Source organism: Chitinibacter fontanus, assembly GCF_013423785.1.
In the GTDB taxonomy this organism is placed as follows: domain Bacteria; phylum Pseudomonadota; class Gammaproteobacteria; order Burkholderiales; family Chitinibacteraceae; genus Chitinibacter; species Chitinibacter fontanus.
Window position 1 is genome coordinate 847,137 of the sequence record NZ_CP058952.1, and the last position, 12,263, is coordinate 859,399.

Consider the following 12,263-nt stretch of genomic DNA (forward strand, 5'->3'; position numbering starts at 1 on the left):
AGTGCGCTCACTACGCGTGAATAAATTAATCATGCTTCATCTCTTTTGTTGCAACGCACACTCGTCGGTCATCCCTATTTTTTTGTCTTCAACTGCTACAGTGAAGTGGACATCCCCGAGGTGAATATTATGAACTACACCGTCTTGCTTGTTGATGCTGAGCGCAACTCACGGCTACAACTGCGTTCGCAATTGGCGCAGCAGCGCCCCGGCTGGCATTTTTTAGAGGCTGGCTCGGATGATGAGGCCATCGACCACAGCATTCGCGAGCCGATCCAGCTGGTTAGCATCCATTGCGCGACCGGCAACGATCTGGCGCGTAAACTGCACGCCCTGCTGCCACATAGTACGCTGATTCAGTGGTTCGATCAGGGCGCCGACACGCCAAGCAGCTTACCGCAGCTACATTATCTGGCCACCCCAATCGATGAGGCGGCCATTCGCCAGTTATTGCAATTGAGCGCGCCAGCGCTACAGCATTAGTTTTTGCCGACTTTCCTGCGCCGTAGTAGCCACAAGCCACACACGGCCAGCACCACATTTAATGCAGCAAAACTGGCCAAGATCACATCACGACTGGTTTTGCCCAGCCCATCCAGCCAGTGCCATTTGTGCAAATTGGCAAATAAATAGCCTTCAAACCGATCACTATTTTCTACCCGAGTTGAAAACGTGCCAGTGGCGGGCTCCAAATACCAGCTCGCCGCGCTTGGGGTCGCCAAGTCAACGCGATACACCGGCAGTCGTTTCTGGAAAAAACCATACTCGCCGCCAAATTGGGTTATCAGGGTCAACGACTGCAGGTTCGCACTGTGGACCTGCGCCTCCTTGGGCGCGAGTTGACGCAACATCTGCATTGCATGCCGCGCGGCGATGCCCTCCTCTACCGCGCCGTGCTCATTTAAATACGTTGGCAGCGCACTGGCGGCGTGATGTGCACCATGCTGATGCCCACCCCCTGTATTAACAGCTGCGTTTTTATCGGATTGCTCTACAAGCCAATACCCCTTGGCACCGACATTCACAGCGATCAGTGAACTCACTCCGACGGGCATATGATGCAACTCGGGCAACACCGTCAATGGCTGCGGCGCTGCGGCTTGAAACGGCGCGCGCTGTAGCCATAAATGCGTCAAGCCGGAAAAAGTAATCACCAAACCCGCCAGCCCTGCTGCAACGCCGAGGCCACGATGAAAGCGGCGCAGCGCTGGCTGAGTCGCTTTCAAAGTCTGGCGACGGTAGCGCAACCAGTACATCGCCAAGCCACCGATCATGCTGAGTAGCGCGACCAGCAGCACCAGCGTCATGCCGAGTTTTTTGACTGGCTCGCTCGCCCAGCTCCAGGTATGCAGTAACGAAAAAATCGGCATCAGGCTGCGTTTGGTGTTGTCGGACAAGCTCGCCAGTCGCCGCCCTTCGGTATCCACAAACGCCACCATGCCGTCGTCGCGCACAAATTCCACGCGCCACACAGGCAGGATTTTATTGATACTTGGATAGCTGCGGCTAAACTCGGTGATCGGCGTCAGGCTGCGGATCGCTGATTGCGGATCACCCACCAAAGCCCGCGCCAAGCGCTCTGCCTCTTGCGCATCGGCGTTGGCCAGTACCTGCCCGTTTCTGGCATCAAACCAGATACCCACTGGCTGCGCCTGCATTCCTATCCGCCAAGCTGGCGTGTCGTCACCCCACATGCGTAAGCGCAGCGATTGCACGGCACCAGCAGGCAGCCTCAAGCTTGCCGGTGGTACGACTTGTAGATCGGCTGGCAGGCTCAGCGCCACTGGCAAAGGATGCACATTGGGTGTCAATGCCGACATAATTGGATGCAAGACACCGGTTAGGCCCCAAAAAATCACCGCTATGCCAGCAATCCACGCCAGCTTTTTATGCCAACGGTTTAACCAGCCCAATACTGAAGTTTTACGCTGGCCAGTCTGCGTGGTAAGCACATCAAGTTCATCCCGTTTCATCGCCCCGCCCCTTTACCGTCAAAAGCGTAAGCAATTCCGACAAAAAAGCTGCGTGGCGCTCCCGGGCTGTAAGTATCTTGCGTGTCACCGTTATGCGCGCCCACGCCCTTGTAGCTCGATGCGGCGATGTCAGCGTAATGCGCATTGCTCAAATTCAAGGCTTGCGCCCACACAGTCCAACCGTGCTGCTGATATTCACCACGTAGGTTAAATAGGGTATGTCCTTTGTACTCAACCGTATTGCTGTTATCCATCCAATACTGGCCTAGGTATGTGGTTTCCAGTGCAATTCTGATGTTGGTCAGCGGCTTGTAGGCAATTTCCAATGTGCCTTGCCATTGCGGCGCCGCGGGAATGTCTTTGCCAGCGTAGTTTTCGACTGGCGACGGGCGATATTCGCGATAAACATGCCGCGCGTATTGGCCGGCCAACTTGGTGCTCCACTGATTGGAGAGCGCCCAATCGAGCCCTAGCTCAATGCCTTCATGACGGGTTTTACCGGCATTACGCGGCTCGGATTTGCCCGGTACGATGCTGTAATTCACCAGCTCATCCTCGCCATCGAGGCGGTAAATTGCCGCATCAATCTTCACGCCAGCCAGCGGCGAAAAGCGCGCCCCCAGCTCAAACTGATCAAAGCTGGCTGATTGCAAATTGGGTACGCTAGCGCTGCTAAATAACGCTCCAACTTCGGGCGGGGTAAAACCTTGGCTATAGCCACCGTACACAAACACGTTTTTGGCGGCATCCCAAGTGAAGCCAATTTTGGGCGACACATCGGCAAACGATTGCTTTTGTGATGCTGCGCCGGTGGTGGCCGATGGCGTCAGGTGATTCGTGAAATCATAACTAACGCGGTCATAACGCAATGCGCCATTCACCCCCAGCCCACGGGTGATTTGATAGTTAGCATCAGCAAACACTGCCTGATTACCCAGATCAACACGATAATCACGGCGTACGCTGCCGGTTTTGTAGCTGAGGTATTTGCCGGTTTTCGGATCGCGCACGATAGATAAATTGGTTTCTCGCTGATCGTTCGGGCTTGCCTCGATCAAACCACCGACAGTCAGCTTCAAATCGCCCCACTGCTGGCGATGAAATGCGCTCAAACCCAAAGAGGTGAACGTGTTATCGGTGGTGCGCCCGCTGGCTGAATTTGGCCCGGTGTTGAAAATCAGATAGCTCGGCAACTGGTAAGTGCTGTTGTCACGGTAATACAGCGTGGCACTGCTAAAGCCACCAGCATTCAACTCACCGGCCAAGCTGGTACTGGCGCGCAGCGCTTCAACTTGGCGGGTAGTAAAGGTTTGATACGAATAGCCGGGGCGGGCGTTGTAATCGCTTTCGTTCAAGCTGCCCGGCATATCGGTATCGAGCTTGGAATAAGTCAGCACTGATTTCCACAGCAGCGCATCGCTAAGCCAATGATCAAGGCGAGCGGTGACGCCGGTTTTATCCATGGCGTTATAGTCTTGCCAGCTCTCACCGCGCGTGGCGCTATAGCCAGCGATACGTAAGCCAGTATCACCCCATGAATTAGATAAACCAGCATCTACACGGCGATACCCCTCGGAGCTGAGTTGCCCGGCTACATTCCACGTTAATTCAGCACTTGGTGCTGCGGTGGTGAAATTGACCGCTCCCCCAACTGCATTGCTGCCATACAGACTCGATGCCGGGCCTTTGACCACCTCGATGCCGTCGCTCCCCGGCAGGTTAATTTCATACAGCGCATTGTGGTTGAAAATACCCACCGGACGGATTGGCACACCGTCTTCCAGATATTGATACACCGCCGAATAAGTCATCGGCTGGCGAATCGACAGATTGTGCTGCTCATTACCCAGATCGGTCATATGCACGCCGGGGATTTTATCGAGCACTTGGCCAATGAAAGTTGGCTTGGTCTCGGCGATGGTTTTTTCGTTCACTTTGCCAATCGAAATTGGCGCTTTGGCTAATGGCGTGGCCTCACGGGTGGCGGTGACCACAATTTCATCGAGTTGAGTTACTTCGTTCGCAAAAGCTGGCTGCGGGCCAAGCGTCGCCAATACCGCACACACACTGGTACGTAACGCCCAAGTAGGGAGATTCGACATGGTATTTCCTAACAATCTGGCGCACCACGGGCGGCCAGATTCAGCATCCCTGCTGCATCAATGGCAGCAAGGCAGATTGAATGAATCGCCAGCAGGCAATCGGGGGGTATGAGCGTGGAGCGCCTTAAGGCGGACACTGCGCAACTAATACCCAGCCAATTACATGCAGCACAGCATCGCGCCAAGACGCGATGCGCAAACAGACCATCAGGAAATCAGCGGTGGGCCACGGGGTGGCGGGGGAATCGCGTAGGAAACGGGGGAAATAACGTCTTGCGCCGCAACCCAGGGCGCATATTGTGCCGGTTTGAATACCGGTAGGCTAAATGGCGCGGGAGGTGGTGCAATCGCATGCAGGCTAGCCACCGAGCAGATGGCACACTTCACAATAATTTTGGCATTGCCATTATCTTGCGAGCCAGCCAGATCTGCGCCCAACATAGGGGCTTTACCCGTACCACACCAAGCTAGTTTCACGCCCGCATCCATGGCGGCCGCATGCGCAAATGGCAGCAGCAGTTGTGCCACAATGGCCAGCAAAGCTAGCCAAGTCGCGGCGGTACGCCCAAGTTTGGAGGAGTGAATAAACGGTGGCACGGCCAATCGATCACAATTGAAATTGGCGGCGATCATAACGTAAATATTCACGCCATACCTTACTTTAAACTGACAAAATAAAAATAGCGAGTTTTTTCACCGGCCCCAATTTGCTTCGCTAAACTGAAATAAACTGATTTGGAGGTGCAATGCCTCACTCCGCCCCTACCGCATCCCGCTGGCGTCAGATCTGGCAACTTTCGGGCTTGTCACAAATTCGTCGCGCTCATTTAGCGGCAGACATTACCGCCGGCATCAGTGTCTGCGTGGTCCTGATCCCTGCCTGTGTCGCCTATGCTGACTTGGCGGGCATGCCCGCCCAGAATGGCCTCTACACCGCACTGGCTGGCATGCTGGTGTATGCGCTGGTCGGAAGCTCACGACAACTGATCGTCGGGCCCGATGCCGCCTTGGCCCTGCTCGTTGCGGCGGCCATTACCCCGCTGGCGCATGGCAATATGCTGCAATATGCGCTGCTATCGGGCATGCTGACTTTGCTGGTGGGCATTTTGATGCTGATCGCGGCTCAAGCACGGCTGGGTGCGATTGCCGATCTACTTTCCAAGCCGGTGTTATTGGGATTTATGAACGGCGCTGCGTTAATTTTGATCGCCAGCCAGCTGGGAAAATGGTCAGGGCTAGATTTACATGAAGCTGCTTTTTTCCCCCGCGTATTCGAATTTTTAACGCGGCATGAAGCAATGCACAGCACCACTCTGATCATTGGTGCGCTTTCAATGGGCTTTTTAATGTTGCTGCGCCAACTGCAGCCGCAGCTCCCCGCTGCCGTGCTGTTGTTTATGGGCGCGATTGCTTGCGCGTATTTTTTGCAACTTGAGCGGCATGGCGTGCATCTACTGGGTAATCTGCCACAAGGTTTACCCCAATTGAGCTGGCCGCTGCTGAGCTTCGATCATTTCACCACCTTACTACCTGCCGCCGCAGGGATTGCCTTGCTGGCCATGCCAGAGGGCATTTTGCTCTCTCGCGCTTTTGCTCAAAAAAACCATTATGAGATTGCCCCCAATCGCGAGCTAATGGCCTTGGGCTTGGCCAATATTGCTGCCAGTTTATGGCAAGGCTTTGCGCTGGGCGCCAGCCAATCGCGCACCGCAATTAATGATGCAGCAGGGGGTAAATCGGTCTTATCCGGGCTGATTGCGGCCTTATTATTGGGGCTATTTTTGCTGTTTTTATCGGGCTCACTTCGCTATTTACCTGTGAGCACCTTATCCGCATTGCTGATTTTTGCCGGGATTAATCTGATTGATTTGCGTAGCTTGCTAGAAATGTATCGACTGGATCGCACCGCGGCAATTTTCTCATTAATCACCACTGCCGGGGTTCTTATTGTAGGGGTATTGCCTGGTATCATAGTTGGTATATTGCTTTCATTGGCATACCTAATACGTTTTATGGCCAGACCTTTTGATGCAGTGCTGTGTTCGGCCGAGGGACGCAAAGGGTTTCATGACGTGGCCGAAGCGCATTTGAGCGGGGAATCACGCTATCTGCAAGGGCTACTGGTCTATCGCTTTTATGCTCCACTGCTGTTTGCCAATAGCAGCTATTTTTTCGATCGCATCAGCCAGCTTGTCGCCGAAGATGGCGATACCCGCTGGGTCTTAATCGACGCCCAGGCCATCACTTTTCTGGATGTAACCGCGGCCGAGCAACTGCTAACCCTTAATCGCATGTTGGAAGAAGCCGACATCGATTTGAAATTTGCCCGCTGCAATCGCCCCCTACGCGAGGCACTTGATCGCTATGGTGTCACGCAAGCAATTGGCGCCGACAGTTTTTACAGCCACGTGCATGATGCACTCGCGCAATACAAACAACGCTATCCCGATGTTGTTCCCGAGCCTGTAGGTGAATGGAATGGTGTTGAGCGCCGCCAACGTTAGCCCTCACGTTCAAGCGCAAGCCCTAAGATTTCATCACCCCATACCAAGAACAGTAATTCCTTATTTACAACAGTAACTTAGATTACTTAATCAAAAAGACTGTTCGGCCTACAATCATCCAGTTTCTGACCCGCAATGCAAAAAATGCGGGCGGAAATCGCCACCTCTTTGTGGGGGGTGCCATATCTACTTTGGATGGAGAAGAACTATGCAACAACGCATCATTGCGCTGCTCGCCGGGCTATTGCTCGCGGCCAGCGTTCATGCAGCCAGCTGGCAGGAAGGCAGCAGCTACACAGCGGGCACCACGGTTGACTACAACGGAAAAACCTACACCGCCCTAGTAAGCCACACCGCTTACGTTGGCGCAGGCTGGAACCCAGCCAGTACGCCAACACTATGGAAAGAAGTCGGATCATCCAATACGACTCCGGCTCCTTCAGCCAGTGCGGTGCCTAGTGCAACACCAGCAATCACGAGCACACCACAAGTTAGCCCTGCAGTCACCCCAACCGCATCCCCAGTTGTAACGGCAAATCCAGGCATCGCAAATTGGGATAAAAGTGCCGCATATGTTGGTGGCCAGCGTGTGAGCTACAACGGCCAAGTGTATGAGGCCAAATGGTGGACGCAAGGCGATGTACCTGGCGCAGCCGAATGGGGCCCGTGGAAACTAGTCAGCAGCACAACGGCGACACCAAAACCAACGGCCACGCCGGTAATCACTGCAAGTCCATCACCAACTCCGATGACATGCCCTGCGCTGACGCCACCACCGCCGATCTACGACGCAAAATATGTGCCGATCTATGATGCGGCAGGCTGCGTGATTGGCTGGAATATAGTTTCGACCTTACCTACGCCTTATCCAACGCCAAGTGCAACGCCGAATGTCACCAGCTCACCGAGCCCAAGCACAACCCCAAGCGTCACACCAGCGCCAGTCAACGACAAACTGCTGGTCGGCTATCTGCACGCTAGCTTTGCCAATGGCTCGGGCTATATCCGCATGAATGATGTGTCGGATAAATGGGACTTTATCAATCTGTCGTTTGCCGAGCCGACCTCATCCACCAGTGGTGAAGTCGCGTTCAAGCTCTGCCCTTCGACCGAATGCCCGAATGTCGAATCGGAAGCCGACTTTATTGCCGCGATTAAAGCCAAACAGGCTAAAGGCAAAAAGGTGCAAATCTCGATTGGCGGCGCCAACGGTCAGGTTCGCCTCGAAACCACCGCCGCGAAAGACGCCTTTGTACGCTCAGTAGCAACCATCATCGACAAATATGGCCTTGATGGCTTGGATGTCGATTTTGAAGGGCATTCACTGCAGCTCAATGCCGGCGACAACGACGTGGCTAACCCGAAAGCACCGGTGATTGTGAATCTGATTGCCGCGCTGAAAGAGCTGAAAGCCAAATACGGCAGCAAATTCACGCTGACCATGGCGCCAGAGACGTTCTTTGTGCAGTTGGGTTATAGCTTCTACGGTGGCACTTGCTCGGGTTGCGATACCCGCGCCGGGGCTTACCTGCCAGTGATCTATGCGCTGCGCAATGATCTGACACTGTTACACGTGCAGGATTACAACTCCGGCCCGATCACCGGTCTGGATGGCGTGTACCACACCATGGGCAATGCCGATTTCCACGTGGCGATGACCGATATGCTGCTGAAAGGCTTTAAAGTTGCGGGCACCAACTTTATGTTCCCCGCGCTGCGCCCTGATCAAATCGCCATCGGCCTGCCGGCCAACGCCAATGCCGGCGGCGGCTTTACCACCGTGGGCGATGTGCAAACTGCACTCGATTGCCTGATGAAGGGCACGAACTGCGGCAGCTACAAACCGGGCGCCACTTACCCTGGCCTGCGTGGTTTGATGACTTGGTCGGTCAACTGGGACAAATTCAATAATTTTGAATTCAGCACCCAGCACCGCGCTTATTTCGACAAACTGCCTAAATAAGCCGTATTAAGCCCCTACCAACGCCCCGACCTCGGGGCGTTTTTTATTTTCAGGCGGGCCGCTGGCGGCGAAAATACTGCAGGCGTAGCACATCGTAAGCCCAGTTATACAAATAGGTGTAGGGCAGAAAAAACAGGAAAAAGCCAATATCCAAAGCCAGCGCCTGCCACAGGCTGAGCTGTAGCCACCACATCGTCAGCGGCACGGCCAGCATGATAAAGCCGCCTTCGAACAGTAGCGCATGTAGCGTGCGAATTTTGGCCGTGCGCTGCCAACCCTGCCGGCGCTCCAGTTTTTCAAAACCGTAATTAAAAATAGCATTCCACAGCATGGCGCAGCTGGCCAAAATCACCGCCAGCACCCCCACATGCGCCACACTGGCCCCCAGCAACCAAGCGGCAATCGGCGTCACCAGCAGCACACCGCCCACTTCAAACAGCACCGCATGCAGCACCCGCTCGGCCCAGGTTTTGGCGGGTAATTGGGCTAAGTCAGGCATGGCACATCCTCTGTAGTAAGGTGATTCGCCCAGATTATCCGCAGAAAAACCGATAGAATAAAATCAGTTACCATCGGCTTTACCGATAGATAGGGTGTGTTTATGTTTAACTCCATCGATAGCCTGACTGCCTTTGTGCATGCGGCCCAGCTGGGCTCTTTTTCCGCCGCCGCGCGGCATATGGGCAAGAGCCAGTCCACGGTGTCCGAGGCCATCAGCCAGCTGGAAATCGACGCTGGGGTTGCCTTATTTGATCGCCGCACCCGCCAGCCCACCCTCACGGCGGCGGGCGCGCGCCTACTGAGCCATGCCCAGCATGTGCTGCACAGCCATGCCGCGCTGCGCCAGCAAGCGCTGGCTTTGCAAGGTGGCGAAGAAGCGCAATTGGGCATCGTGCTGTCCGACACGTTTCAATCACAAGCCTTTGAAACGCTATTAACCGCTTTTGCCGAACGATTTCCGCTACTGAGTCTGGAGTGCCTCGTGGGCGAAGACGATGATGTGCTGGCGCTATTGCGTAGCGGGCGGGCGCAGCTGGGAGTGATGCGCGCGCAGGGGCGCTATCAGGCCGATGTCTCCGCCCAAGCCATGCCCGGCCAAACGGCCATGGCGCTGTATGTGGGTGCAGAGCACCCGCTCGCACAGGTGGCGCAGGTGGATGAAGCGCAATTATTGCAACACCGCGAGCTGCGGCTTAGCACCTACACCAGCAGCCAAGCTGGCCCACACAGCCCGCGTTGCTGGCTGGCGCCCAGCTATCTGCTGCTACTGGAACTCACCGCACGCAATTTTGGCTGGGCCGCCCTGCCCACTTGGCTGGCGGCGCAGTTTGGCCACGGGCAACTGGTGCAGCTCAAGACCGCCAATTGGCCACAAGCCACTACGCTCGATCTGGTGTGGCTACGCACCGCACAATTGGGGCCGGCCGCGTGCTGGCTGATCGAGCAGCTGCAACACGCGGGGCACACGGTAGCAGTTAGGTAGGGCACGGCAAGCGGGATACCCGCGCCCTCACTCAAGCAGGGGTATTGCTTGATAGACATTATTAAATAATGCCTACCAACATATACCCTGCCCCACTATTTGGCTACCGGCAATTTCGGCAGCACTTCGCGGCTGAAATACGGCTCTTCCAAGCCCCAGAAAATATAATCCAGCCCCAGATACTGCTCGGCAAATTGCAAATTATCGGCCACGGTATTGCGCTTGCCGGTTTTCGGGTTTTTCTGGCGCAAATTGCCATCCTGCACCGCCAGCGCTTTGATCAGCTCGGCCGGATAGGCGCGCAAGAATGCATAGCTTTGCTGCATATGCGCTTTGCGGTACGGCATCAGATCAGGGCCACCCACGCCCATTTTCAGCTCGGCCGCGCGCTGAAACAGCCGGCGCATATAGCCATGATCGTCCCACGGCAGCCATTCGCCCGGTAGAAAATTCAGATAAACCATCGCGGTGCTGTGCGGGAAAGCCGCCGCCAGTGCGCCCATATTCTCCTCGATGGCCGCCACATACTGCGCCGGGGCAAACCCCGCCGGCCACGTGGTGGTGCCATCACGATGCTCGGTGCCAATGTCGATGGCACTTTCGCTCAAGTTGATCCCGGCAATCTGGCCATCGAATTCCTGCCCCAGCGCCTGAATCAGCGCCTGATAGCGGCTGCGCACGCTCGGCTCCCACATTTTGGGCACCCAGCCATATTCATCGCTGCCTAAGGGCTGGGTTGGGTCGCGCTCGGGCGCGCTGGCCATGCTTTGCTTGAGCGCCCCGCCCTGATAGGCCGGGCTCAATAAATACGCCGGCACATTGGGTTGGGGCGTGAACGATTTATCCTGCAGCTGCACCCACAGCTGTTTGTGCTGGCTACGCAAATACGCCAGATCGGCGCGGATGGCGCTGAAATCATATTCGCCGGCTTTCGGCTCCAGCAGGCGCCACGGATAGGCAATTTGCGCCCCGACAAAGCGCGGATCGCTCAGCGCCTTGATGGCGCGCAGGGTTTCGCCTTCGCCACCTCGCGATGGGAAATACAGCCAGTGTTGCGGGGCGGCGGCGCTGGCGGCGTTAGCCAGCAACACCAAGAGCAAACCGGCCACGGCCAGTAGGATGCGTAGCGGCATCTGTCACTCCCTTGCGGCCGAGTACGGCCAAAAAACGGCAGAGTGTCGGCCAAGGGCTGCGGCTTGCCAAGTGGTAAAAACCCAAGCTCGCCAACTCTGTAGCGACGCACAACTCATTTTTCGCGCCCAAAGAAAAACGCCCCGATTGGGGCGTTTTGGATGAATTACGCCTTACGCGTAGTAGCGCTTAGAAAATTCCAGCATCCGCTCGATTGGGGCACGGGCGGCGTCCATATCGGCCGGAGTCAGGTAATCAATGACGGTACCTTGACCCGCTTGCGCGCGTTTTACGGCTTCGATGGTGTTCATTTTCATGTATGGGCAAGAGTTACACTGGCAACCGGCATAAATCGGCGCTTGCTCAATATTCAGATCAGGACGAGCGAGGCGCATATTGTACAAAATGCCATCTTCGGTCGCGACAAAGATCGCCGCATCAGGCTCTTTATCAAACGTTTTGATCCAGTTGAGCATGCCCGACGTTGAGCCCACATAATCGGCTTGTTGCAACACAGGCAATGGGCTTTCAGGGTGAGCAATCAGATATTTAGCTGTTTTCACAGCTGCAAACGCCTCATCCAACGCGGTTTGATTGAATTTATCGTGCACTTCGCAAACGGCGGACCACAGCGGCATATCGTAGCCGTGCTGGAAGTTCAAATACGCGCCCATATTGCGATCAGGCGAGAAAATGACTTTTTTACCTTCGGCGTACAAATGGGCAATGATGTCGTCCACATTGCGGCTGGTCACGATCCAATCGCTCAATGCTTTGTGCTCGGCCGAGCTATTGATGTACGACACATGCACGTGATCTGGGTACGACTCGCGCCACGCTTTCAGTGTAGTCACGTCGGTTTGCGTGACCAGCGAACAGGTTGAGCCTGCATCGGGCAAAATCACCGTGGCATTCGGATTCAAAATCTTGGCTGTTTCAGCCATAAAGCGCACGCCAGCAAACACAATAATGTCAGCATCGGCATCGCGCGCAAACAAAGAAAGCTCCAGACTATCACCCACTTTATCCGCCATTTGCTGGATTTCAGGGGCAGTATAGTAATGGGCAAGTGTCACAACGCGTGGCATAAGGCTATCCTTGATCAGA

10 protein-coding genes are annotated in these 12,263 nt (G+C 55.3%); 4 read left to right on the top strand and 6 right to left on the bottom strand.

Going from position 1 to position 12,263, the window contains the following annotated elements; translation table 11 throughout:
• The first annotated feature begins 129 nt into the window (after nucleotides 1-129).
• The gene (locus tag HZU75_RS03930) at nucleotides 130-483 is read left to right on the top strand and encodes a DNA-binding transcriptional response regulator (protein ID WP_180307882.1); all 354 of its coding nucleotides are present in this window, start codon (nucleotides 130-132) and stop codon (nucleotides 481-483) included.
• Here the strand turns inward: HZU75_RS03930 and HZU75_RS03935 are convergent.
• The 3 genes from HZU75_RS03935 to HZU75_RS03945 all read right to left on the bottom strand — a co-directional run bounded on the left by HZU75_RS03935 (nucleotide 480) and on the right by HZU75_RS03945 (nucleotide 4,723).
• On the bottom strand, nucleotides 480-1,973 hold the full coding sequence (locus HZU75_RS03935) for a PepSY domain-containing protein (protein ID WP_180307883.1): 1,494 nt from the start codon (nucleotides 1,971-1,973) through the stop codon (nucleotides 480-482). The two genes, HZU75_RS03930 and HZU75_RS03935, sit on opposite strands and share 4 nt — an antisense overlap.
• Nucleotides 1,970-4,075, bottom strand: a complete 2,106-nt coding sequence (locus HZU75_RS03940; RefSeq protein ID WP_180307884.1) for a TonB-dependent receptor family protein — start codon at nucleotides 4,073-4,075, stop codon at nucleotides 1,970-1,972. Before HZU75_RS03940 ends, HZU75_RS03935 begins: the two co-directional genes overlap by 4 nt.
• 207 nt (nucleotides 4,076-4,282) lie before the next feature.
• The gene (locus HZU75_RS03945) at nucleotides 4,283-4,723 is read right to left on the bottom strand and encodes a DUF2946 family protein (protein WP_180307885.1); all 441 of its coding nucleotides are present in this window, start codon (nucleotides 4,721-4,723) and stop codon (nucleotides 4,283-4,285) included.
• Between the two features lie 98 nt (nucleotides 4,724-4,821).
• Here HZU75_RS03945 and HZU75_RS03950 point away from each other — a divergent pair, with 98 nt between their 5' ends.
• Nucleotides 4,822-6,579: a SulP family inorganic anion transporter gene (locus HZU75_RS03950; RefSeq protein ID WP_180307886.1), complete on the top strand. Its 1,758-nt coding sequence runs from the start codon at nucleotides 4,822-4,824 to the stop codon at nucleotides 6,577-6,579.
• Nucleotides 6,580-6,787: 208 nt separating this feature from the next.
• Nucleotides 6,788-8,542: a chitinase gene (locus HZU75_RS03955; RefSeq protein WP_180307887.1), complete on the top strand. Its 1,755-nt coding sequence runs from the start codon at nucleotides 6,788-6,790 to the stop codon at nucleotides 8,540-8,542.
• A gap of 49 nt (nucleotides 8,543-8,591) precedes the next feature.
• On the opposite strand, the gene HZU75_RS03960 is transcribed toward HZU75_RS03955, so the two are convergent.
• Nucleotides 8,592-9,041: a multidrug/biocide efflux PACE transporter gene (locus tag HZU75_RS03960; RefSeq protein WP_180307888.1), complete on the bottom strand. Its 450-nt coding sequence runs from the start codon at nucleotides 9,039-9,041 to the stop codon at nucleotides 8,592-8,594.
• A gap of 102 nt (nucleotides 9,042-9,143) precedes the next feature.
• On the opposite strand from HZU75_RS03960, the gene HZU75_RS03965 reads away from it, so the two are divergent.
• Entirely contained in the window at nucleotides 9,144-10,025 is an 882-nt protein-coding gene (locus HZU75_RS03965) for a LysR family transcriptional regulator (RefSeq protein ID WP_180307889.1), read from the top strand.
• 95 nt (nucleotides 10,026-10,120) lie between these two features.
• Here HZU75_RS03965 and HZU75_RS03970 read toward each other — a convergent pair whose 3' ends face one another.
• Both HZU75_RS03970 and nadA read right to left on the bottom strand, forming a co-directional pair.
• Nucleotides 10,121-11,158, bottom strand: coding sequence for a hypothetical protein (locus HZU75_RS03970; RefSeq protein ID WP_180307890.1), 1,038 nt, complete (start codon nucleotides 11,156-11,158; stop codon nucleotides 10,121-10,123).
• A 171-nt stretch (nucleotides 11,159-11,329) separates the two neighbouring features.
• Complete coding sequence (nadA, locus tag HZU75_RS03975) at nucleotides 11,330-12,244, bottom strand: quinolinate synthase NadA (RefSeq protein WP_180307891.1); 915 nt, start codon at nucleotides 12,242-12,244, stop codon at nucleotides 11,330-11,332.
• Nucleotides 12,245-12,263 lie beyond the last annotated feature (19 nt).